Source organism: Curtobacterium sp. Arg-1, assembly GCF_025643395.1.
Classification (GTDB): domain Bacteria; phylum Actinomycetota; class Actinomycetes; order Actinomycetales; family Microbacteriaceae; genus Curtobacterium; species Curtobacterium poinsettiae.
This window is the reverse complement of the sequence record NZ_CP095731.1, coordinates 3,414,283-3,436,785: the sequence shown is the minus strand read 5'-3', so window position 1 is coordinate 3,436,785 and position 22,503 is coordinate 3,414,283. Positions and strand designations below refer to the sequence as shown.

Here is a 22,503-nt window from a genome sequence, read left to right as displayed (position 1 = left end):
GTGTGTGCGGTGGTTCTAGTTGCGCGAGCTGCTCGCGATGATGGCGAGGATGCGCAGGATCTCGAGGTACAGCCAGACGAGCGTCACGATCAGGCCGAACGCCGCGGTCCAGGCGTAGATGCGGGGTGCGCCGCGCTCGACACCGGTCTTGATCTGGTCGAAGTCGAGGATCAGCGAGTACGCCGCCATGACGACCACGAAGATGCCGATGAGCACACCGAGCGGGATGCCGAAGAGCGTCACGCCCATCAGGCCGAACGCGCTCTGCGTCACGCCGGTCCACATCAGGACCAGGTTGACGAGCGAGAACGCCATGTACCCGACCATCGCGATCAGGAAGAAGCGCGTGGCCTTCGGGGTCGCGCGGACCTTGCCGGAGCGGAACAGCAGCAGGGTGACGAAGAACACACCGAGCGTGCCGAACACCGCCTGCGCGACGATGCCGTCAGCTTCGGGGAACGCAGTCTGGAAGTAGTTCGAGATACCGCCGACGAACAGCCCCTCGAAGAACGCGTACGTCAGGATCAGACCCGGCGACGGCTTCTTCTTGAAGGTGTTGACGAGCGCCAGGACGAACCCGACGAGCGCGCCGACGACCCAGACGGCCGGCGGCAGGTTCCAACCGGCCACCGCACCGACGACGAGCACGCCGAACGCGAGCAGCGTCTTGACGATGGTGTCTTCGTACGACATGCGGTCGGTGTCCACCGGGGACGCAGTCGGGCGGTCGTACATGTACTGCAGCTGCTCGGGGGTCATGCCGCCCTGTGCCTGCTGCGGGGTCTGTCCCCAGCCGGCCTGCTGCTGACCAGCACCGCGCCCGCCCCAGGTGTTTGCCCCCTGTGCGTTGAAGGCGGGGGACTGGTCGAAACCGGGCTTGAAGGCCATGGTGTCCTCTTCCTAGGAGATTCGAGTCCTCTCAGCCTAGGTGCGCTCGGTCGCGGAAGGCTGAGGATTCGCGGCGAGCGGACGCGGGCCCAGTGGGCCCCGACGAGGGAAGCCTAGGGTCGCCCGCTGCACGCGCGCCTCGAAGACGTCGAGAGTCCGCCGTCGAGCGCGGGGAGCCCGAGGGCGACGCCGGGTGCAACCAGGTCACGAGCGCGACCGAGATCGTCATGAGCAGGAACCACGCCACGATCTTCGCCGGGGCCACCGGGTGCCAGGCGGCGAGCTGCGCCGGGTAGCTCCACGCCCCGGCCCAGGTCGCGACGTTCTCGGCCGCCCAGACGAACACGGCCACCAACCCCATCGCGACGAGCACGGGCATCCGCATCGTCGCCCGGTGGATCCGGACGTCCATGGTGGTGCGGGCGAAGAGCAGCAGCACGAGCGCGAGCAGCACGTACCGGGCGTCGGCGACGAAGTGGTGGCCGAAGAAGTTCAGGTAGACGCCGCCCGCGACGACCGCCAGCAGCCACTGCCGCGGGTACCGGTCGAACCGCAGGTCGAACAGCCGGTGGACCCTGACCATGTACGACCCGACGGCCCCGTACATGAACCCCGAGAACAGCGGCACCCCGGCGACGACGAGCAGCCCTCCGGGTTCGTAGGTCCACGAGCCCATGTGGGTCTTGAACACCTCCATCACGGTGCCGACGACGTGGAACAGCACCACCACCCGGAGTTCCCGTACGGTCTCGAGCCCGAACACGAGCATGCCGACCTGCAGCAGCACGGCCGCGGTCGTCAGGACGTCGTTCCGCATCGGGGCCGGCACGGTCAGGTGCACCAGGGCCATCGTCGCGAGCAGCAGCGCCCCGAACGCACACGCCCAGGCCTGCTTGGCACCGAACACCAGGAACTCGGTGACGAACACGCGGACGGGTCGGTGCGGTCGGTGCCCGGCGTCGAGCACACGGCGTGCGGCCCGGTCGATCCGGGCCTCGACGGCGGTGGAGAGCGATCGGACGGTCATGCGGTGATGCTCGGCGTCGGCGCTGGGAACGGCGGTCCCCGGCGCGACGAGTGTGTCCCGCGACACAGGTGGCCCGCTCGTCACCCCCGGCAAGTAGGGTCGCGCCATGACCCTCGTGATCGCCCACCGCGGCGCGTCCGGCTACCGCCCCGAGCACTCGCGGAGCGCGTACGACCTGGCCATCGAACTCGGCGCCGACGCGATCGAACCGGACCTGGTGCCCACGAAGGACGGCGTCCTGGTGCTCCGGCACGAGAACGAGGTCTCGGGCACCACGGACGTCGCCGACCACGCCGAGTTCCGGCACCTGCGCACGACGAAGACCGTCGACGGCCAGACGCTGACGGGCTGGTTCACCGAGGACTTCACGTGGGCGCAGCTGCAGACGCTCCGCACCCGCGAGCGCCTGCCCGCGCTGCGCCCGGGATCCGCCGAGCACGACGGCGCGCAGCCGATCCTGCGGTTCGTCGACCTGCTCGCGATCCTCGACGCGGCGCCCCGCCCGGTCGGGCTCGTCGCCGAGGTCAAGCACGCCGCGTCCTTCGACCGCGCCGGGTTCCCGATGGGCGAGCTCGTCGACGCCACGCTCGGCGAGGCCGGGTGGCGGCAGGACGAGCGGCTGACGGTGGAGAGCTTCGAGAAGGGCGTGTTGCGGGACCTGCGCGAGCGGGCGACCGGTGGTCGGCTCGTGTACCTCCAGGAGGCCCGTGGCAGCGCCGCGGACGAGGTCGCGTCCCACGGGGCGCTCGCCCCGACCTACGCCGCCGAGCGCTCCGAGGACGCGCTCGCGTCGTTCGCAACCGAGTTCCACGGCATCAGCGTCGACCTCGGCACCCTGATGGCCGGCGTGGACAGCGTCGCGCTCGACGACCCGACGCCGGTGCGCAGCGCGATCGTCGACCGTGCCCACGCCGCCGGGCTCGCGGTGTACACGTGGACCCTCCGGCCGGAGAACCGGTTCCTGCCGTCGCCGTTGCGTCGCGGCGGGGACGTCGCGGCCTTCGGCGACTGGGAACGCTGGTTCACCTCGGTCATCCGCACCGGACTCGACGGCGTGTTCGCCGACCACACGGACCTGGCGGTGCTCGCCCGGTCCGCTGTCGGGGGTCCCGCCTAGACTGTTCCGGACATGACGATCGTGCTCGACCCCTTCGAATCGACGCCCGAACCGGGCGCCGGTGCCCGCGCGTACCAAGACCCGTTCACCGCGGGTCTGAACCCCCAGCAGAAGGAAGCCGTCGAGTACCGCGGCGAGTCCCTGCTGATCGTGGCCGGTGCCGGTTCCGGCAAGACGAGCGTGCTCACCCGCCGCATCGCGCTGCTGCTCGCCAACCGCGAAGCCTGGCCGTCGCAGATCCTGGCGATCACGTTCACGAACAAGGCCGCCGCCGAGATGCGCGAGCGTGTCCGGGCCCTGGTGGGCGGCGAGGCCGAGGGGATGTGGATCTCCACCTTCCACTCGGCGTGCGTGCGCATCCTGCGGCGCGAAGCCGAGCGGTTCGGGTTCCCGCAGTCGTTCACGATCTACGACTCCGCCGACTCCAAGGCACTGCTGAAGCGGATCATCAAGGAGCTCGAAGCCGACTCCCTCGGGCTGACCGTGGGTGCCGCGGCGTCGAAGATCTCGAAGCTCAAGAACGAGCTGCAGGACATCGACACCTACGCGCGCAACATCAACGTGAACGACCCGCAGGAAGTCATGTTCACCGAGGTGTTCCGGCGCTACACGAACGAGCTCCGCCGGGCGAACGCGTTCGACTTCGACGACCTCATCGGCCAGACGGTGTTCCTGTTCCGCGCCTTCCCGGACGTCGCCGCCCTGTACCAGCGGCGCTTCCGGTACATCCTGGTCGACGAGTACCAGGACACGAACCACGCCCAGTACGCCCTGATCCGTGAGCTCACCCGCCCGGTGCCGGTCGAACAGGTCGACAAGCTCGAGGACTCCGGGCAGCACGTCGCCCGGATGCGCGAGACCGACGGCTCGATCGCGCCCGCGTCCCTGACGGTGGTCGGTGACTCCGACCAGTCGATCTACGCCTTCCGCGGGGCGGACATCCGCAACATCGTCGAGTTCGAGCGGGACTTCCCGAACTCCAAGACGATCCTGCTCGAGCAGAACTACCGGTCGACGCAGAACATCCTCGACGCCGCGAACGCCGTCATCGCGAACAACTTCGACCGCCAGGCGAAGAGCCTGTTCACCGACGTCGGAGCCGGCGAGAAGATCGTCGGCTTCACCGGGTACACCGGCCATGACGAGGCGCAGTTCGTCGCCGACGAGATCCAGCGCCTGCGTGAAGACGGCATGGACTACCGCGACATGGCGGTGTTCTACCGGACCAACTCGCAGACCCGTGCGCTGGAGGAGATCTTCATCCGTGCGGCGATCCCGTACCGGGTGCTCGGCGGTACCAAGTTCTACGAGCGCGCCGAGATCAAGGACGCCATGGCGTACCTGATCACGGTCGCCAACCCGGCAGACCCGATGGCCCTGCGCCGCATCCTCAACGTGCCGAAGCGCGGCATCGGCTCGGTCACCGAGACCACGCTGCAGCGCTACGCCGACGAGCACGAGACCACGATGCGCGACGCCCTGCGGCACGCGGGTGAACTCGGGTTCGGGCCGAAGGTGCGGAACGCCATCACGGAGTTCGCGGCGCTGCTCGACGCCGTGTCCGAGAAGGCGCAGACGCAACCGGTGGTCGACACCCTGACGCAGTTGCTCGACGGCTCCGGGCTGCTCGACAACCTGCGGAAGTCGCCCGACGCGCAGGACGCCGCGCGCGCCGACAACATCGACGAACTCGTGGCCGTGACGCGCGAGTTCCAGAAGAACAACCCCGAGGGCACCCTGTCGGACTTCCTGACCGAGGTCTCGTTGGTCGCAGCGGCGGACGAGCTCGACGACTCCTCGGGCACGGTCTCGCTGATGACCCTGCACACCGCGAAGGGCCTGGAGTACGACGCGGTGTTCCTGACCGGTGTCGAGGAAGACCTGCTCCCGCACCGGATGTCCGCCAACGAACCCGGTGGTCCGTCGGAAGAGCGCCGGCTGTTCTACGTCGGCATCACCCGCGCCAAGAAGGTCCTGTTCCTGTCGCTCGCGATGACCCGTGCGCAGTTCGGCGACGTCAACGTGGCGATGCCGTCGCGCTTCCTGCAGGAGATCCCCGAGGGGCTCATCGAGTGGAAGCAGTCGCCGGGCATGGCGAACAGCCGCGGTGGCACGCAGCCCCGGGCCCTGAACGCCAAGCGCGACGGTGGCTTCAACGGTGGTGGCGGCGGCGGTGGCTACCGCGGTGGTGGTGGCTGGGGCGGCGGATCGTACGACCGTGCAGCAGCAGCCTCGAAGACCCGTCCGAAGACCGAGTGGGCGAACCGGGTGTCCGGCCAGGTGCGCGACAACGGGGACATGGAACTCGTCGCCGGCGACCGCATCAAGCACGTCGACTTCGGCGAGGGCACGGTGTCCGCGGTGACGGGGCAGGGTGCCAAGCGCATCGCCGAGATCGCGTTCGACTCCGCGGGCCGCAAGAAGCTCCTCATCAAGATCGCCCCGATCGAGAAGCTGTAGGAGCCCTCACCGGTCCACACCGAACCGGCAGCAGCGGCCGGTCTGGTGTTCACGGGACGGACCCGGGGCGTTCCCCCGCGGACCGTACGGTGCGGTGCTGTGCAGAACAGCCCTGACGACCACGAAGCCGCCCACGACGGTGCAGCAGCCCCCGCCGACGATCGCAGCAAGCGCATCCCGGTCTCCCGCCGTGGCTTCCTGGTCGGGTCCGGACTGGCCGGCGCCGCAGGCCTCGTGGCGTCGAACGGTTTCGGCAGCGCCCCGGCCGTCGCCGACGCGCTGACCGCAGCCCCCGCCGTCACCCCGGCGGCCCTCGGCGGGTCCGGCATCGCGGCCCAGCAGGCGGTGGCCCGTGGGCGCACCGGTCCGTGGCGACCCGACACGACCTCGCCGCGCTTCACCGTCGCGGTGATGCCGGACACCCAGTACATGTTCGACGGTGCCGCGGTCGACCAGGCCCCGATGCGCGCCTCGCTCGAGTACGTCGTGCGCGAGCAGGCCCGGCACAACACGGTGTTCCTCGTGCACCTCGGTGACCTGACCCAGAACGGTGCGGCGTCCGAGATGCGCGCGTCCGGCGAGGTCTTCGACGTGCTCGACCGTGCCGGAGCGCCCTACAGCGTGCTCGCCGGCAACCACGACGTCGACTCGTCGACCGACGACCAGCGGGGCCGCACCCCGTACCTCGACGTGTTCGGTCCGCAGCGGTTCCGGAAGGCCCCGGGCTGGATCGGTTCGAGCCCCGACGGCTACAACACCGCCCACCGGTTCACCGCGGCCGGCCGCGAGTGGGTCGTCCTGGCCCTCGACTGGCGGACGAGCGCGAGCGGCCTCGCCTGGGCCAGCTCCGTGCTCGCAGCCCGGCCGCACTCGCCGGTGATCCTCACGACGCACGCCATCGTCGACTCGGACGCCGACGGCGGGGCGGCGTTCGACCCCTACGGGCAGCAGCTCTGGGACTCCTTCATCACGAAGCACGACCAGGTGTTCCTGACGCTCAACGGCCACTACTGGGGGCCGGGCCGCACGACGGCGAAGAACGCGGTGGGACACGACGTCGCCCTGCACCTGACCAACTACCAGAACCGGTACTACGGCGGGGCGGCCATGATCCGGCTGTACCACGTCGACCTCGAACGGAACGTCATCGACGTCGAGACGCTGTCGCCGTTCCTGCTCGCCGGCGGGCTCGGCGAGGCGAACGAGCTCGCCGCCCAGGAGGTCAACCTCAGCGGTGACGTCGACCGCTTCACCATGGCAGTGGACTTCGAGGCGCGCTTCGCGGGCTTCGCGCCGGTCGCACCACGGGCCTCCCGGCCGGCGGCACGCATGCTGGTACCGGGGACGCTCGCGTACTGGCGGTTCGACGGCAACCCGGACGGGGCGGCGCTCGCGCCGACCACGCGGGTGCGCGACCAGAGCGGCAAGGGCAACGACCTGGTGGTCGCCCGCCGGACCGGCGCCGTCGCAGGGGCGTTGCGCTGGACCGCCGCGCACCACCCCGACCAGCCGGGTGCCGGCAGCCTCGCGCTGCAGGGTGGCAAGACCGGGGGCGACCACCTGCAGACCGTCCGGGCGGCGCCGCTCAACCGCACCCACTTCCCTCGCGGGTACACGGTCGAGGCGTTCTTCGCGCTGCCGACCACCTTCGACCCGAGCACGAACGGGTTCAGCGCCCTGCTGTCGCAGTACTCGAGCGCCGGCCAGGTGGGGAAGGCGACCGGAGCCGACGGCGACCCGGACGAACCCGCGGTGACCCTGAGCCTGTCGGGGGACCGCGAACTGCAGTGGTGCGTGTACCCGACGAGCCAGGACGGATCGTTGACGAACTGGGGGCACGAGCTGCCGCTCGGAGCATGGTGGCACGTGGCCGTGGTGAACGACGGGACGCACACCGTGCTCTACGTCGACGGGTGCCCGGTCGTGCGGAACCCGTCCACCCCGAACCGCGGTCTGAGCACGATCGGCAAGCCGTGGCTGCTCGGCGGGTACCGCTACGGCGGCAAGCTCGACAACGTGTTCGTCGGGTCGATCGGTGACGTGCGCATCGTCGGCCGGGCGCTGCAGCCGAGCGAGTTCATGAACGCCTGACGACCCGACAGACGGCCGTCTGACACGCCCGGCCGACCAGGACACCCCTCGTTCGGGTGGCGTGAACGCGTTTTGTGAGGTTAGCCTTACCTAACGTGACACCTCCCATCGAACTCCTGACCACCGCCACCGCCGAGCGCTACCGCTCCGCCGTGACGTCCACGGTGGACCGTCTGGCCGACCGGTTCGCCGCGGCCGACCGTCCGACCACCGACACCGCCCCGGACGTCCTCCGGGCCCGGGTGCAGGACGTCGACCTCGACGCCGAACCCCTCGGGACGGACCGCGCGCTCGCCGAACTCGACGAGCTGTTCGTCCGCGAGGCCGTCTGGTTCCACGACCCGGCGTACCTCGCGCACCTGAACTGCCCGGTCGCGCTGCCCGCGGTCGCCGCCGAGTCGGTCCTGGCCGCCGTGAACCCGTCGGTCGACACGTGGGACCAGTCCCGCATCGGCACCGAGATCGAGCGCCACGTCGTCGCCTGGCTTGCCGGTCGGATCGGGTTCGCCGCGGGGGACGGCATCTTCACCTCCGGCGGCTCACAGTCGAACCTGCAGGCCCTGCTGCTGGCGCGCGAGGCCCTCGGCACCGGCGGCACCGTGTTCACGACCGCTGAGACTCACTTCAGCATCGCGAAGTCCGCCCGGCTGCTCGGGCTCGAGACCGTGGTCGCCGTCGCGACCGACCACGCCGGCCGGATGGTGCCCGCGGCCCTCGCCGAGGCGATCGCTGCAGCCAGGGCCAACGGGCAGCGACCGATGGCCGTCGTCGCCACGGCCGGTACCACCGACCGCGGCGTGATCGACCCGATCGAACCGATCGCGGACGTCTGCGACCTGGAGGACGTCTGGCTGCACGTCGATGCCGCGTACGGCTGCGGGCTGCTCGTGTCGCCGACGCGCCGCCACCTGCTCGACGGCGTCGAACGAGCCAGGAGCGTGACCGCCGACCTGCACAAGTCGTTCTTCCAGCCGGTGTCGTCGAGCGCCCTGCTCGTGCAGCGCCCGGAGGACCTGCGCCGCACCGCGTGGTACGCCGACTACCTGAACCCGGAGGACGCCGCCGAGCCGAACCAGGTCGACAAGTCCCTGCAGACCACCCGCCGGTTCGACGCCCTGAAGCTCTGGGCCACGCTGCGGGCAACGGGGGCCGACGCGATCGGAGCAGCGTTCGACGCCGTCATCGACCTCGCCGCAGCCACCCACCGGATCGTCGAGGAGCACCCCGACATGGTGCTCGTCGCGCCGACGCAGCTCAGCACGGTGCTGTTCCGCTGGCAGCCCGCCGGCATGACGGACGACGACGCCGACGCGCTGGTCGCCCCGATCCGCTCGGCGCTGCTCGCCGAGGGTCGGGTCCTCATCGCCAAGACGGTCATCGACGGCCGCCCGTGCAACAAGCTCACGCTGCTCAACCCCGAGACCACCCCGGAACAGATGCGCGCGTCGCTCGAGCACGTCGTCGCCACGGCCGCCCGGGTCAGGGCCACCACCACCGCCCCGGAAGGAGCGTCCCGATGACCGCCGACCGCGCAGACCGCACCGCCGACCGCGCAGCGGACCGCACCGCCGACACCGTGCACGACGTCGTCGGCATCGGCATCGGCCCGTTCAACCTCGGCCTGGCCTGCCTGACCGAGCCGATCGCCGACCTCGACGCGGTGTTCCTCGACGCCGCCGACGGCTTCGCCTGGCACCACGGCATGATGCTCGACGACGCCACGATCCAGGTGCCGTTCCTCGCCGACCTGGTGACGATGGCCGACCCGACGTCGCCGTTCTCGTTCCTCGCCTGGCTCAAGGAGACCGGACGCCTGTACCCGTTCTACATCCGCGAGGACTTCCACCCCCTGCGCAGCGAGTACGACGCCTACTGCCGTTGGGCCGCCGACCGGCTCGACACCCTGCGGTGGGGCCGCCGGGTGACCGCCGTCGAGCACGACGCGGACACCGACACGTTCACGGTGCACGCCGAGACCGATCAGGGTCCCGAGACGTACCGCGCACACCACGTCGTCGTGGGCATCGGCACCGAGCCGTCCGTCCCCGCCCCCTTGCGCGGGATCGGCGGGCCGGCCGTCCACTCCGCCGAGTTCCTGCCGAACCGCGACGCCCTGCGCGACGCCGGGTCGATCGCCGTCGTCGGCAGCGGGCAGTCCGCCGCCGAGGTCTACCGCGAACTGCTCGAGGACATCCGGCAGGACGGCTACCGCCTCGACTGGATCACGCGCTCGCCCCGGTTCTTCCCGATGGAGGACACCAAGCTCACCCTCGAGATGACGAGCCCGGAGTACACGGACCACTTCCACGGGCTGCCCGAAGCCGTCCGCGACCGCCTCGGACGGGAACAGCGGGGGCTGTACAAGGGCATCAGCGCCGACCTGGTCGACGACCTGTACGACCAGCTCTACCGGATCAGCGCGCGGGGTCCGGTCCCGACGACGCTCCGGACCGAGACGAGCGTCGTCGACGCCGCCTGGCTCGCCGACCGCGGCACGTACCGGCTGACACTCCGCCACGAGCAGCTCGACCAGACGTACGAGCACGAGGTCGAGCAGCTCGTCCTCGCCACCGGGTACACCCCGCGGGTCCCGCGCTTCCTCGACCCGGTCGAGCACCTGGTCGCCCGCGACTCCCGCGGTCGCCTGGCGGTCGCCCGCGACCACCACGTCGACACCCTGGGCGGGCGCATCTGGGTGCAGAACGCCGAGGAGCACACGCACGGCCTGACCGCGCCCGACCTCGGCATGGGTGCGTGGCGGAACGCGTCGATCATCCGGTCCGTCACGGGTCGCCCCGTGTACGGCCTGGAGGCCCGGATCGCCTTCCAGGAGTTCGGCCTGCCCGCCTCGGAGCAGTCAACACCAGAGCCGTCCACCGCCCATCCCGGCGCCGCGGAGCGCGCGCCGGCCCGGCCTGCGACCGAACGTGCGGAGGTCTCCGCATGAGCACGACCGTGACCACCACGGCGCCGGACGCGACCGCGCCCGGAGGAGCCGGGCCGGGCCTCCTGACCGTCGAACCCGTGGACCCGGAACGCGACGCCGCCGTCGTGCAGTCGTGGCTCGCCCACCCCGCGTCGTCGTGGTGGGAGATGGGCGACCTCGACGTGGACGGCGTCCGCACCTACCTGGCCGGCGTGCAGGCCGACCCCGCGCAGGCCGCGTGGCTCGGCCGCCGGAACGGCGAACCGTGCTTCCTGGCCGAGACCTACGACCCCTCGGCCGTCCTGCTCACCGACGTGTGGGCTGCCGAACCCGGCGACGTCGGCATGCACCTGCTCGTCGCACCGGTGCCGGCCGAGGGCCGCGTGCACGGCCTGACGAGCGCGGTCATGCGTGCCGTCGTCGAGCACTGCCGGGACGCCCTCGGCGCGCGCCGGGTCGTCGTCGAACCGGACGTGCGGAACACCGCCGTGCAGGCGAAGAACGCCGAGGTCGGGTTCCGTGCCCTGCGACAGGTCGACGTCGACGGCAAGCGGGCGCTGCTGTCGGTGCTCGACACCGACCGGATCGGCGTCCCCGACGACGACGGGCCGGCCGCGCACCTGCGGCCCGAGCACCTGGAGCCCGCCGAACGGCACCTCGTCGCGAAGGCGATCGCGGAGTTCACCCACGAACGGCTCATCGCACCCGTGCCGGACGGGGACGAGTGGCGGCTCGACACGGGGGAGTCGACCTACCGGTTCCGGGCACGGCAGCACCTGCTCGAGCACTGGTCGATGGACGAGGCCTCGCTGACGCGGACCCGTGCGAGGGCGTCTGCACCGCTCAGCGCGCAGGAGCTCGTGCTCGAACTGCACGAGGTGCTCGGGATCCCCGACGAGTTGCTCGGGACGTACCTGGAGGAGATCGCGTCGACGCTGGCGAGTGCTGCGGCGAAGCACCGACGGGGTGGGCCGTCGGCCGGGCAGCTGGCACGGGGGCGGGGCGGGGCCGGGTCGGCCGGTTCGGTCGGTTCGACCGGTTCGACCGTCTCGTCCGGGGCCGTCGACGACGCCGTAGCGTCGTTCCAGGACGTCGAGTCGGCGATGACCGAGGGCCACCCGGCGTTCGTCGCCGCCAACGGGCGGATCGGGTTCGGCCTCGACGAGTACCGGGCGTTCGCGCCCGAGTCCGGCGGCCGGTTCCGGTACCGGTGGCTCGCCGCCCGACGCGAGCACACGCACCTGGCGCTCGCCGCGGACCGGACCGAGCAGGCGCACTGGGAGTCGGAGCTCCCGGCAGCGGTCGTGGCCGGGTTCCGGGCCACCCTGGAGCGCCGCGGGCTCGACCCCGACGACTACGTGTGGCTGCCCGTGCACCCCTGGCAGTGGCAGCACCGGATCGCCGTGACCTTCGCGCCCGACCTGGGGCGGCAGGACCTGGTGGACCTGGGCGAGGGGCCCGACGAGTACCAGCCGCAGCAGTCCATCCGCACCGCGTTCAACCGCACCGAGCCGGCACGCTCGTACGTGAAGACGGCGCTCGCCGTGCAGAACATGGGGTTCCTGCGGGGGATGTCGCCCGCCTACATGCGGAACACGCCGGCCGTGAACGACTGGGTCGCGTCGATCGTCGCCGCCGACCCGACGCTCGCCGAGGCCGGGTTCTCGGTGCTCCGGGAGCACGCCGCCATCGGCTACACCGGCGACGCGTACCACCGGGTCGACGTGTCCTCGCCGCAGCGCAAGATGCTCGCGGCGCTGTGGCGGGAGAGTCCCGTCCCGCAGCTGGCCGAGGGCGAACACCTGCTCACCATGGCGGCACTGCTGCACCGAGACGGTGCGGGGAACGCCGTCGTGTCAGCCCTGATCGAGGCATCGGGAGTCCCTGCCGACGAGTGGGTCCGACGCTGGCTCGACGCCTACCTGCTGCCCGTCGTGCACTGCCTGACCGTGCACGACCTGGTGTTCATGCCGCACGGTGAGAACCTGGTGCTCGTCGTGCGCGACGGTGTCGTCGTCCGCGCCGTGATGAAGGACATCGGCGAGGAGGCCGCGGTGCTCGGCCGGCTCGACGACCGCCCGGTGCCCGCCGACATCGACCGGATCGTGCACCCGGTGTCCGACGACGAAGCGGCTCTCGCGGTGTTCACCGACGTGTTCGACGGGGTGCTGCGGTTCGTCGCGGCGATCCTCGACGACGACGGAGTGCTGCCGGAGGCCCGGTTCTGGCAGGTCGCGGGGGAGTGCATCGACGCGCACGCCGCCGCACACCCGGACCGCCGTCGGCCCCTGGACCTGCGGGTGCCGACGTTCGAGCACTCGTGCCTGAACCGGTTGCAGCTGCGGAACACCCTGTCGATGGTGGACCTGGCCGACCAGTCGTCGTCGCTCATCCGGGCGGGCGCGATGCCGAACCCGATCGGGCGGTAGGGGGCGCCGGCTCTCGCGATGCGCGAGACGTCAGGGCTGCAGGCGGGTGGCCGACCACGCAGCGTCGGCGAGGACGTACTGCAGCCGGCGGTGCATCCGGTCACGGCTGCCGTGCCAGAACTCGACGACGTCGGGTTCGAGTCGCCAAGCCACCCAGCCGGCCGGCCGCGGCACGGCGTCGTCGGTCTCGTCGAGCAGGTCGTTCGCGTCGTCGATCAGGTCCTGCAGGGTCCGCGGTTCGAGCACGTCGGACTGGTCGGCGATCGCGGTCGCCGCGCGGGACTTCGGGGAGCGGTCGGCGAACAGCGTGTCGGACTCGTCGTCGGAGAGCTGCACCGCCCGGCCCTCGAACCGCAGCTGCTGCATGGTCTCGCGCCAGTAGACCTGCAGCGCTGCGTGCGGGTTCTCGGCGAGCTGGCGTCCCTTCGGGCTCAGGGTCGAGGTGCCGAACACCAGCCCTCGGTCGTCCAGGCGCTTCACGTCCACCGTCCGGGCGCTCACCCGACCGTCGGCGCCGGCGGTGGCGAGGGTCATCGACCTCGGCTCGGAGACGTCGCGCTCGTCGGCGGCATCGAGCCACTGTCGGGCCAGGTCGAGGGGTGATGCCGGGGGAGCGTCGAACTCGGGCAGCTGCAGGGAGTCGTCACCGGACAGGGAGGAGGACATGCCTCCACCCAACCGTGCTCAGGCGCTCCACGTCCAGGCTGCCGGGGGACGACCCCCGCGGGGACCGGCCGCGGCGGGGGCGTCGACACGGCTGAGCACCGGGTTCGTCCGGAGCATCCGGTTCAGGTTGCCCGGGTCCGGGCTCGCGCCGGTCAGCGCGGTGAGCAGCCGACGGGCGTCCGCCGTGGTGAAGGGCGATCCGAGCAGCGCACGCGTCAGGGGGACGTCCGACCAGCACCGCAGTCGCACGTGCTCCAGCGCGGCGTCGACGATCCGGTCGTGGTCGAAGGGCAGCGCGAGGGGGCGGTCCGCGGCGGCGTGCCACGTCGCCGTCGAGTCCGTGCCCGGCTCGACGACCGCCAGGAACGCGATGCTGATCGCGGCGCTCCGCGGGTCGCGGTCGGGTCCGTCGAACGCGCCGATCTGCGCCAGATGGCGGACCGCGGCCGCGTCGATCCCGGTCTTGGTGCGCAGCGCGCGCCGCGCACCGTCCGCCAGGATCTCGGTGCCGTCCAGGAGCACGCCGGGCAGGGCCTCCAGTCCGGCGTACGGGGCGTAGGCCCGACGCGCTGTGGCGACCCGCAGGCCGTCCGCCCCCGCGAACGACACCGGGACGACGTCGATCGCGATGAGCGGTTGGTCGCGGGTCGCCGATCCGGCGGCCGTCACGCGATGGTCGTCCGGCGGGCAGCGCGGGCCGCACGTTCGTCCCGCAGCGTCTGCCGGACGTCGGCGAAGGACTGGAGGCGCGTGAACCGTCCGTCGATCCACACCGGCTGGAGCAGGCTGGTCGCCTCGTCCTCGGCCGTGGCCTGGTCGGTCTGCCGGATCTCGCCGGTCTCGTCGCGGTGCAGGGCGATGCGGCCCTTCGCGCTCTTCTTGCCGCTGCCCGTCTTCGGGTCCTTCTGGATGTCGACCGGCTCGCCGTCCACCAGTGCCCAGGTCGCCTTGACGGCGCTGCCGAGGTTGTCGCGCGTCATGTACTGGTACGTGTACGACCCGATACCGAGCACGATGTTGTCGCTCGAGTAGCCCTTCGCGGCGAGGCGCTCGTAGATGCGCTGCGCCCGGTCGAGCGTGATGCTGTCGCCGTAGATGACGCCGATGTGCTGATCGAGGACCTTGAAGCCCTGGTCGTTCACGGTGTGGCCGAAGATCTCGTCGAGCAGTTCGACGACGCCCTTCTCCTCGTGGCTGCGCCCGGGGGCGAGCAACTCGGCCTCGTCCACGCCGTGCACGGTGCCGGTGACGATGTCGACCGGGTCGCCCGAGTCGGGTCGGATGACGAGCTTGCCGTCGCGGGCCGTGATGCGGTCCTTGAGGGCCGGGAGGGTCTCGGTGACGACCTTGAACAGGTCGAAGCCGTCGCTGACCGCCGACACGATGCCCGTCGGGTAGACGTCGAGGATCTGCTCGAACGTCGCGAGCTCCCCGTCGGCACCACGGACGCACATCACGCTGTGCTCGGTCGCGGGGACGCTCGCTGCCACCAGCCCGTTGTCGCCCGGGTAGTACCGGTCGATGAAGTCGAGCGACGGCATCGAGTCGGTGCCGAGGAACGAGAGCAGGTGGCCCGCCCCGCCCGCCGCAGCCGACTCGATGCTCGACTGCCCGCGGAACGAGAAGTCGTGCGCGGCGAAGTCGATGCCGGCCGGGACGGCACCGGTGCGCGCTGCCCAGTCCTCCATCAGGTCGCGGTAGGCGAGCGCCTTGGTCGCGACCGTGGACGGGTGCCAGATCGATGCGGACAGGGCTGTCTCGATGTAGTTGGGCAGCCAGAAGAACTCGTCGATCGTGTTCTCGACGGTCAGGGTCGCGACGCCGATCGGGGCGAGGGTGCCCTCGGGCAGGGCACGGATCTCGAGCGGCAGGTAACCCAGGCGGTGCAGGGCGCGGACGTGGTCGGTGCCGATGTGGTTCGGGCCGAAGTACCCCTGCAGGGCTTCTTCGAACAGTCGGGCGACCTCGTCCTCGTCCGCGGCGAAGAACGGCGCCCAGGCCTCGACGAGCGAGCGCTGGATGAACGCCTGCAGCCCGAAGACCACGGCGTGCGTCGACTCGGGCATGTGCGCGTTCGACCGGTTCGTTCAGTTGATGAGGATCCGGGTGGTGCCCGCGGGGTAGACCTGCCGGTGCGAGTGCTTGTAGCCGTCGACGGCCAGCAGCGGCGCGATCGGGCTCGCCGTGGTGATGCGGGGTTCGAGGCCGGCGGCGCCGGTGCCGGTAGTGGTTGCGGGGGCGGTCTGGGTCATCGGATCTGCTCCGTCAGGTAGGGGGTGAGTGCGATCGTGCGCAGGCCGTCGATGGCGTTCTGCGCGGGGTACGAGTCGGTGGTGACGATCTCGCCGAAGTGGTCGGCGAGCTGCGCTGCCCGGCCGGAGAAGACACCGTGCGAGACCCAGAGGCTGAGCCGCTCCTTCGGCAGTCCCGTCGAGCCGGCGAGGCCCATGAACGTGCCGCCACCGTCGCAGATGTCGTCGACCACCAGGAACCGGCCGGTGTCCGGCAGAGGTTCGCAGGTGAAGCCGTCGAGCTTGCCGGTGTCCGGGTTGCGGTGCTTCTCGGCGCGGTACACCGGCAGGCCGCATGCCCGGGCGACCGCGGTCGCCCGGGGGACCGCGCCCTTGTCCGGGGCGATGATGCCGTTGTACGGGTCGCCACCGCCGTGCTCGGACGCCCCGACCACCGCGTCTCGTACGACCTGTTCGCTCGTGACGACGGTGAGGTTGTCGACCAGGCCGACGATGACCGGCGAGTGCGGGTCGAACGCGATGACCTGGTCGACGTGGAAGCCGTTGAGGATGTCGGCGTAGACCTTCGCGCCGAACGGCAGGCCGCGGTCCTGCCGGGCTCCGGGCAGGTAAGGGACGAGCGCGACGGACTTCGAACCGCGCTGTCGCACGGCGTCCGCCCACATGCCGAGCATGATCAGGTCGTCGCCGTTCGTGCCGCGCAGGGTCGCGATCTCGGTGAGGCCCCCCGGCTCGGCGGTGTCGTTCGCGACCTTGACGTGGGCTTCACCGGCGGGGAACCGCATGGTGGAGAACGTCGGTGTCGTCTGGTTGCCCTGGGCGTCCCAGGTGCTGAGTTCGACTGCCATGGCTCGACCGTAGCACGGTATTTGTCAGTGTGACAAGAACGGTTTCTCCTGAACGATCCGGAGGTGCCCGACACCGCTGACGAGCACCTTGTAGGCCGCCTTGTCGGCCCAGCCGTGGAACGTCGTGTTCGACCCCTGGTCCTCGTCGCGACCGGTCGGGACACGGCCGCGGTCGGTCCAGAACATTGCATCGATGGCTGGTGTCGGCACCAGACCGAGACCCTGGACGTGCCGCCGCAGCGCATCGACCTGCCGCTGCCCGGTGAGCGCTGCCAACTCGTCCGGCCGGAACCGTGTCGGTGGCAGACCCTGCGCGCGGGTGTCGAGCAGCACCTCCACGTGCGCGCGGGTCCGTCCGGTGTAGCGGCGTCGGAACCGTCGGACCCGCACCACGCCAGCCTCGTCGACCCCAATGTCGACGAGGTCCGACCACCGCACACCGTCCTCGTCCGCACCGACCGTCGTCACGAGCCGCACACCGTCCGGTTCGTCGGACAGCGCTTCGGCCTCGTCCCATCGGTCTGGTCGCAGTGCATCGCCGACCAGCGAACGCACGACCTGCCATCGCTCGTCGCCGGGGCGTCGGCCACCGAAGAGTGCGGCACGGAGGCCGCCTCGCCGGCTCCGTTCGGCGACGAGCTGGTCGCACGGTGCCGAGACCGAGACCACCTCGTCGGCGTCCTCGTACGATGCGGCAGCAAGATCGAGTGGCGCGACCCCGACCGCCAGGCGCTGCTCGGCCACGGTCGCCAGGTGATCGGCAGCCGGAGCGAACACGTCGACCAGGTCCGCTGAACGGGGAGAACGCCCACGTCGGAGCCGGTAGGCGCGAAGGCCCCCGCCCTGGTCCCTCGCCATGCCGCTCGGCCAGACGTCGATCCGTGCACCCTCGACGCCGAGCAGCCAGCCGCGTCGTTCGAGCTCCATCCGCACCGTCGACAGGGCCCCGAAGGCGTCGTCCTCGACGGCGACGTGCTCGACACCGTCGACGACGACGGTCACGGAGTAGCGAAATCGGCCGTCCGAGCCGGACGGCTCGGAGCTCACGGTGATCATGGCTGGCGTCGTCTCGCCCTGGCGGTGCGCCGTTCGCGCGTACTCGGTCATCCGGGCGTCGATGCCAATGTCGGCCCGAGCAGGTTGCGGGCGGCGGTTCGCCAGGCACGGGCGACGGCGTCGAGGGAGTCGACGACGGTGATCTCCGGGTGCGGGCGTCGACCAAGGGCCTCGACCGCTCGCCTCCGCCATCCGTCCGGGTCAGGGTCGATGATGACGGTGCAGCTCGCACCGCCCGTCGACGCCTCGAGGAGCATCCATGCCGAGTGCGGCCGAGCCAGTCTGCTGACGACGTCCCCCCAGATCCCGTTGGCTGCCGACAGCTCGAGGACGCGGACGCCGGACGGCGCGAACGAGATTAGACCTGGGCGACGCGGCTGTCGTTCCGTGATCAGGACGCCGTCTCCGTGTCCCTCGGCGGCGGCGACCTGCACGACGAAGCGACCGCTCCGCTCGTCATCGAGCAGGGACTGCCGCGTCACCGGTCGCGTTGCGACTCCTCGCGTCGCCGGACGGTCCTCGGCGACCGAGTACGCGGACTCGACACGAACATCCCGATCGTGCGGTTCGGTGGCGGGGCGACCATCGGACTCGATCGCCAGGTAGAGGCCGTTCGGAACCGGTACAGCCCAGACCGTCGTCTGACGGGTACTCGCGCGCCAGGTCACCATCAGGACACGTGGCTGTCGGGCCGCCCGAGCACCCACGCCTGCTCTGGTGAGGACCGGCGATCGGTCACGAAGACGGGCAGGGGCACGAGCGATGCGGCCTGGACCCGGACGCGTCCGAGTTCGTCGGCGTCATCCGTGTCGACGAGTACCACGATCCGCTCGGACGCCCGTTCGACGATGACACCGACCGTGCTGATCGCCGCCCCGTCGTACTGTTCGCGGAAGTCGGTCACCGCCGGGTACTGCTCCGGCTTCGGGGCACCGACGACGACGTCGAACCCCGCCGGGAACGGGCTCGCCGCTCGGACGAGTGCCGCCGTCGTCCATGCGTCGAGTTCGAGGGGCATCGTCGGCCCCGCCGCCAGCGTCAACGGGACGCCGGATCGGCCGGCCTGGTCGAGGAGCACCCCCACGGGCAGACCATCCGGTTGCGGGCTGACGACTCCGTCCACGATCACCGCGGGGATCATCGACGTGATCGCCAGGTCGCGGGGTGAGAGCACCGGCGCGCGGTCTCGCGATACACCGACGATCCGGTCGATGTCCTCGGGCAGCAGGACCTGCTCGTCGGGCTGGCCGGGCTGGAGCAGGAGAGCCACGTCGGCCGGGGTCGCGCGGAGCGCCGACCACAGCGTCATGTGCAGGAGGACCGCGTCGTCCGGGGCCGCGGCCTGCGCCTGTTGCTGGTCGAGGAACGCGAGCGCGACGGCCTGGGGCGACTCGTCAGCCGGGGCGATGACCGCCGGGACGCCGTCCTCCGTCGCCAGCATCCACAGGTCCGTGTCGACCGCCCGTCGCCAGGCCGTGAGCTCGGCCGGCTCGCTCAGATCCACGGGCCTTCGAGTTCCCGTTGCGCGGGAGTGGCCTTCGTCCGCCAGCGATCTACGATCTTCGTCCATCGGTGCAGTGCCTTGGTGGTCTGCTTCGAGGGCGGTGCAGCATTGTCGGTCTCGAAGGAGAGGACCTGGTCGAAGTACCCGGTGTCGCCGTGGCGCGTGAGTGCGGCTCCGGGGCCGATCTGCGAGACGACATCGGCGCCGCGGGGGAAGGTGAAGAGCCCTTGTGCCATCGAGGGTTCGTTGCGGACATCCACGAGTCGGCCGAGGTCACTCGACCGGATCACAGTGGTCGTCAGCGAGCCGTACGCGAGCAGGCGCGGCGGAGTCCCACCGGCGCGGGTGTCGACGCGCCCGTCGATGTGGTCGTTGAGCAGGAACTGGTGACGTGCGCCGACTCGGACGTCGACTTCGGGGTCGAGCGCGTCGAGGAGCAGCGCCAGGAGTTTCGCCCGTGCGACGAGATCCGGGAGCGTTGCGTCAGGGGACCACCGAGGCGCCGTGCCGTAATCGATGACCAGCTGGCCGTCATCGGAGAACGACCGATCGGCGACCGGTCCCACGACGAGGACGTCCGGGAAGCCCTCGTGGATCATTCGTCGCTCCCGACGAGCGGCTGCGTGTAGGCCACCGCGCGCCACGGTGCGTGCAGGGCTCCGCGCATACCGACCGACTCGGTGATCGACCGAACGCTCGGGTCCATGCCGGAAGGCCCGCCTGCCGGGAACGGCGATGGGCTGTCGGTCGCCATGCCGGAGTGGAAGTACTGCGTTCCACCGCCGGCGCCGAACTGCGGGTTGGCCTGCGCCGTGCCGACGGCGTACGGCTGGTCCGCTCCGATGTGTGCGACTGAGACGTCTTCACGGTACGGGGTCGGGTAGTCGAAGTTCGCGCCGACCTGGGCCGATTCGTGGAACGCGGCGGAGTCGCCGCTCGGGGCGTTCGGGACGGCGTAGCTCGCCGACGGGCTCTGCATGCCGGACGGCGTCGAGGCGAACGCGTCGATCTGCGCGTGCGGGCCGGTCACGTTGGTCATCGAGTCGACACCGTAGTAGCCTTCGCCGCCCTGCCACAGCTGGCTGGCCCGGGCCGGATCCGTCCGAGCGATGTCGGACACGTGGGCGTTGTAGGCGCCGCTGACGGTGCGGTTGAAGGCGCGGTCACTCGCGGTGAAAGCGTCGGTGAGGCGCTCGACGATCGGCTTGCCCTGCGACCCCAAGAAGCCGGTGTGCAGCCCCTTCGCCGCATCGACGGCGCTGTGCACCATGTTCGCTGGGGTCAGGTAGCGCACCTGGAGCGCCATGCGCTCGAGTCGCCGCGTCGGGTTTGACGCGAACTGCTTCACCGCCAGCGGAAGCTCCTTGAGCGCCATCACGCCGTAGCGGCCAGCTCCGCTGAGGGTCCGGGCGGCGAGCGAGCCGAGCGATCCGGTCGAGCGGGCGAGCGAGAACGCCTTGCGTGCGTCGCCGGCTGCGGACAGCAGCCGTCCGGCGGTGGTGATCCCCTTCATACCCGGGATGCAGTCGAGCAGCGCGAACGCGAGGTCCCACCCGTCGGCGGTGCCCTTGCTCATCTTGTACAGGGTGTCAGCGAGTACGAGCAGCGCTGCACCGAGCACGATCCATGCGAGCGGTCCGCCGACGATCATGACGATGATGCCGCCAACAGCGACGACGACCTTCGCAATGGAGACGATGGTCTCCCATCGTTCGGACCCGAAGATCTTGTCCCACGTGGACTGCTTCCCGAGGCCCGCGTCAGCAGCTTCACCGATCTTCGTCGCGGTCCGCTGCTCCGCGTCCTGCCAGTCACCCTTCGCATCCGCCACGAGCCGCTTCGCCGCATCGATCCGCGACTGCGCCGCCGAGATGTCCCCCTGCGCCGACGACACCGACCCCTGCGCGACGGAAGCGTTGTCGGACGCTGCCCGCAACTGCGCCGGCGACGGAACATCCACCCCGTCCGGCACCTCGGAACCGGCCGGGTACTTGTCCGCGACCTTCGACAGGTCCTTCGACGCCGACTGGTAGTGCGACAGGTTCGACTGCGCATCTGCCAACCGGTCCTGCGCCGCGGCGAGGTCCCCGGAGGCGTCCTTCGCGTCCGCCAACGCACCGTCAGCCCGGTACTGGGCGTCATCGACCGTGTCAGCCCACCCCGACAACGCCGTCGCGGCGAGTTCGTAGGAATCGACGAGCTTGGTCAGGTCCGACGGGGTGTCCTCGATCGCGTCGACGAACACGTCCGCGGCTTCACCCTCCCAGTCGGTCAGCCACCCCGAGCCCTTCACCGACTTCAGTCGGGTCGAGGCGTCATCGGCTGCGTCGGAGATGCGCTGGTACTCCCGCGCCATCATCCGCAACGTCGACGGATCACCCTTGACCGGATCATCACCCTGATCGACAACGTCCCACCCCGACGGCCGCCCCATGGCTACTGAGCCCTCGAGGCGACGGGCCCGCCGCCGCCGTTCTCGTCGTTGACCTGCAGGGCCTGCGCGAGCTTCTCGTCGGTCTCGGTGTAGGTCTCGATGGACGAGCTCAGCATGTCCGCCAACGCCTTCGTCGACTCGCTGATCTTGTCCCGCTTGTCGCCCCAGCGGTGGTCGAAGTCGTGCAGAGCGTCCTGTACCGTCCCCGAACCGATCTCGTCGTCGGACGCATCGACACGCTTGTGCGCCTGCTCGAGCGTGCTGTGCACGGTCGTCAGGTCGTTCTGGAGCTCCCCGAGCCCCATCAGATCAACCAGCAGTTTGCCTGCCACGGAACAATCCCTCCCCGATCACGAACCGGCGCCACCAGGACGACGCCACAGGAACCGCGACGACCCCGTGCCCCACGCGATCGCGGGGCACGGGGTCGACGACGATGTCAGCCCTTGAGGCCGGAGGCCAGCGACTCGTCCGTCTCGGACAGGGTCTGCGAAGCCTTCGAGAGGAACGTGGAGAGGCCTTCGAGCCCCTGGACCGTCTGGCTCACGCCACGGTTGAACTCGTCGTAGGACTCGCCGAACGCGACGGACGACTTGTCGGTGACGTAGCCATCCGAGATGAGCTGCTGGATCTTTCGCTGCAGTGCTGACAGACGGTCTTCGATGTCTGCCTGGCCTGCCTTGAGGTCGGAGGCTGCTGCCTCGAGGTCTGCGTACGAGACGTTGATGTTCGCCACGGTGTGACTCCCTTTCCCCGGAGTTTCGTTGTCCCCCCAACGGGGCGTGTGGGATGGACACTACCATCG

General features: G+C 70.6%; 20 protein-coding genes. 6 read left to right on the top strand and 14 right to left on the bottom strand.

Annotated features, from left to right (window positions below; translation table 11 throughout):
• Positions 1 to 15: 15 nt before the first annotated feature.
• Together MXD64_RS16415 and MXD64_RS16410 are read right to left on the bottom strand one after the other, a co-directional pair.
• A complete protein-coding gene (locus tag MXD64_RS16415; protein ID WP_017885465.1) occupies positions 16 to 888 on the bottom strand; it encodes a Bax inhibitor-1/YccA family protein in 873 nt (290 codons plus the stop codon).
• Between the two features lie 31 nt (positions 889 to 919).
• Positions 920 to 1,915 (bottom strand): DUF817 domain-containing protein, encoded by a 996-nt coding sequence (locus tag MXD64_RS16410; protein WP_263136819.1) that lies wholly within the window; start codon positions 1,913 to 1,915, stop codon positions 920 to 922.
• 106 nt (positions 1,916 to 2,021) lie between these two features.
• On the opposite strand from MXD64_RS16410, the gene MXD64_RS16405 reads away from it, so the two are divergent.
• From MXD64_RS16405 to MXD64_RS16380, 6 genes are all read left to right on the top strand, one after another.
• The gene (locus tag MXD64_RS16405; protein WP_017885463.1) at positions 2,022 to 3,032 is read left to right on the top strand and encodes a glycerophosphodiester phosphodiesterase family protein; all 1,011 of its coding nucleotides are present in this window, start codon (positions 2,022 to 2,024) and stop codon (positions 3,030 to 3,032) included.
• 12 nt (positions 3,033 to 3,044) lie between these two features.
• Positions 3,045 to 5,492, top strand: a complete 2,448-nt coding sequence (locus tag MXD64_RS16400) for an ATP-dependent helicase (protein ID WP_017885462.1) — start codon at positions 3,045 to 3,047, stop codon at positions 5,490 to 5,492.
• Between the two features lie 99 nt (positions 5,493 to 5,591).
• Positions 5,592 to 7,583: a LamG-like jellyroll fold domain-containing protein gene (locus tag MXD64_RS16395; RefSeq protein WP_214563704.1), complete on the top strand. Its 1,992-nt coding sequence runs from the start codon at positions 5,592 to 5,594 to the stop codon at positions 7,581 to 7,583.
• A 95-nt stretch (positions 7,584 to 7,678) separates the two neighbouring features.
• Positions 7,679 to 9,103: a pyridoxal phosphate-dependent decarboxylase family protein gene (locus MXD64_RS16390; RefSeq protein WP_263136818.1), complete on the top strand. Its 1,425-nt coding sequence runs from the start codon at positions 7,679 to 7,681 to the stop codon at positions 9,101 to 9,103.
• Positions 9,100 to 10,530: a lysine N(6)-hydroxylase/L-ornithine N(5)-oxygenase family protein gene (locus MXD64_RS16385; RefSeq protein ID WP_263136817.1), complete on the top strand. Its 1,431-nt coding sequence runs from the start codon at positions 9,100 to 9,102 to the stop codon at positions 10,528 to 10,530. Before MXD64_RS16390 ends, MXD64_RS16385 begins: the two co-directional genes overlap by 4 nt.
• Positions 10,527 to 12,938 (top strand): GNAT family N-acetyltransferase, encoded by a 2,412-nt coding sequence (locus MXD64_RS16380; protein WP_056071970.1) that lies wholly within the window; start codon positions 10,527 to 10,529, stop codon positions 12,936 to 12,938. The genes MXD64_RS16385 and MXD64_RS16380 overlap by 4 nt, the downstream gene beginning before the upstream one ends.
• 30 nt (positions 12,939 to 12,968) lie before the next feature.
• Here MXD64_RS16380 and MXD64_RS16375 read toward each other — a convergent pair whose 3' ends face one another.
• From MXD64_RS16375 to MXD64_RS16320, 12 genes are all read right to left on the bottom strand, one after another.
• Positions 12,969 to 13,604 (bottom strand): pyridoxine/pyridoxamine 5'-phosphate oxidase, encoded by a 636-nt coding sequence (locus tag MXD64_RS16375; protein ID WP_056071967.1) that lies wholly within the window; start codon positions 13,602 to 13,604, stop codon positions 12,969 to 12,971.
• 18 nt (positions 13,605 to 13,622) lie between these two features.
• A complete protein-coding gene (locus tag MXD64_RS16370) occupies positions 13,623 to 14,273 on the bottom strand; it encodes an NUDIX domain-containing protein (RefSeq protein WP_017885456.1) in 651 nt (216 codons plus the stop codon).
• Positions 14,270 to 15,670, bottom strand: a complete 1,401-nt coding sequence (locus tag MXD64_RS16365) for a nicotinate phosphoribosyltransferase (protein WP_263136815.1) — start codon at positions 15,668 to 15,670, stop codon at positions 14,270 to 14,272. Before MXD64_RS16365 ends, MXD64_RS16370 begins: the two co-directional genes overlap by 4 nt.
• 21 nt (positions 15,671 to 15,691) lie before the next feature.
• Entirely contained in the window at positions 15,692 to 15,856 is a 165-nt protein-coding gene (locus tag MXD64_RS16360) for a hypothetical protein (protein ID WP_263136814.1), read from the bottom strand.
• A complete protein-coding gene (locus MXD64_RS16355) occupies positions 15,853 to 16,704 on the bottom strand; it encodes a phosphoribosyltransferase family protein (protein ID WP_140448540.1) in 852 nt (283 codons plus the stop codon). The genes MXD64_RS16360 and MXD64_RS16355 overlap by 4 nt, the downstream gene beginning before the upstream one ends.
• A 24-nt stretch (positions 16,705 to 16,728) precedes the next feature.
• Positions 16,729 to 17,811: a hypothetical protein gene (locus MXD64_RS16350; protein ID WP_263136813.1), complete on the bottom strand. Its 1,083-nt coding sequence runs from the start codon at positions 17,809 to 17,811 to the stop codon at positions 16,729 to 16,731.
• Complete coding sequence (locus tag MXD64_RS16345) at positions 17,808 to 18,242, bottom strand: hypothetical protein (RefSeq protein WP_152427103.1); 435 nt, start codon at positions 18,240 to 18,242, stop codon at positions 17,808 to 17,810. Before MXD64_RS16345 ends, MXD64_RS16350 begins: the two co-directional genes overlap by 4 nt.
• Before the next feature lie 188 nt (positions 18,243 to 18,430).
• Positions 18,431 to 19,264, bottom strand: coding sequence for a hypothetical protein (locus MXD64_RS16340; RefSeq protein WP_263136812.1), 834 nt, complete (start codon positions 19,262 to 19,264; stop codon positions 18,431 to 18,433).
• Complete coding sequence (locus MXD64_RS16335) at positions 19,255 to 19,863, bottom strand: hypothetical protein (protein ID WP_017885450.1); 609 nt, start codon at positions 19,861 to 19,863, stop codon at positions 19,255 to 19,257. Before MXD64_RS16335 ends, MXD64_RS16340 begins: the two co-directional genes overlap by 10 nt.
• Positions 19,860 to 21,698: a WXG100 family type VII secretion target gene (locus MXD64_RS16330; RefSeq protein ID WP_396127173.1), complete on the bottom strand. Its 1,839-nt coding sequence runs from the start codon at positions 21,696 to 21,698 to the stop codon at positions 19,860 to 19,862. Before MXD64_RS16330 ends, MXD64_RS16335 begins: the two co-directional genes overlap by 4 nt.
• Before the next feature lie 2 nt (positions 21,699 to 21,700).
• Complete coding sequence (locus MXD64_RS16325) at positions 21,701 to 22,030, bottom strand: DUF6507 family protein (RefSeq protein ID WP_152427322.1); 330 nt, start codon at positions 22,028 to 22,030, stop codon at positions 21,701 to 21,703.
• A gap of 107 nt (positions 22,031 to 22,137) precedes the next feature.
• Entirely contained in the window at positions 22,138 to 22,434 is a 297-nt protein-coding gene (locus MXD64_RS16320) for a WXG100 family type VII secretion target (RefSeq protein WP_017888162.1), read from the bottom strand.
• Positions 22,435 to 22,503 lie beyond the last annotated feature (69 nt).

Bases quoted from the DNA above. Each gene is read 5' to 3' on its own strand.
- MXD64_RS16350 (WP_263136813.1), bottom strand. From the start codon at position 17,811: ATGACCGAGTACGCGCGAACGGCGCACCGCCAGGGCGAGACGACGCCA.
- MXD64_RS16375 (WP_056071967.1), bottom strand. From the start codon at position 13,604: ATGTCCTCCTCCCTGTCCGGTGACGACTCCCTGCAGCTGCCCGAGTTC.
- MXD64_RS16410 (WP_263136819.1), bottom strand. From the start codon at position 1,915: ATGACCGTCCGATCGCTCTCCACCGCCGTCGAGGCCCGGATCGACCGG.
- MXD64_RS16380 (WP_056071970.1), top strand. From the start codon at position 10,527: ATGAGCACGACCGTGACCACCACGGCGCCGGACGCGACCGCGCCCGGA.
- MXD64_RS16330 (WP_396127173.1), bottom strand. From the start codon at position 21,698: ATGGGGCGGCCGTCGGGGTGGGACGTTGTCGATCAGGGTGATGATCCG.
- MXD64_RS16335 (WP_017885450.1), bottom strand. From the start codon at position 19,863: ATGATCCACGAGGGCTTCCCGGACGTCCTCGTCGTGGGACCGGTCGCC.
- MXD64_RS16415 (WP_017885465.1), bottom strand. From the start codon at position 888: ATGGCCTTCAAGCCCGGTTTCGACCAGTCCCCCGCCTTCAACGCACAG.
- MXD64_RS16400 (WP_017885462.1), top strand. From the start codon at position 3,045: ATGACGATCGTGCTCGACCCCTTCGAATCGACGCCCGAACCGGGCGCC.
- MXD64_RS16365 (WP_263136815.1), bottom strand. From the start codon at position 15,670: ATGCCCGAGTCGACGCACGCCGTGGTCTTCGGGCTGCAGGCGTTCATC.
- MXD64_RS16405 (WP_017885463.1), top strand. From the start codon at position 2,022: ATGACCCTCGTGATCGCCCACCGCGGCGCGTCCGGCTACCGCCCCGAG.
- MXD64_RS16355 (WP_140448540.1), bottom strand. From the start codon at position 16,704: ATGGCAGTCGAACTCAGCACCTGGGACGCCCAGGGCAACCAGACGACA.
- MXD64_RS16360 (WP_263136814.1), bottom strand. From the start codon at position 15,856: ATGACCCAGACCGCCCCCGCAACCACTACCGGCACCGGCGCCGCCGGC.
- MXD64_RS16385 (WP_263136817.1), top strand. From the start codon at position 9,100: ATGACCGCCGACCGCGCAGACCGCACCGCCGACCGCGCAGCGGACCGC.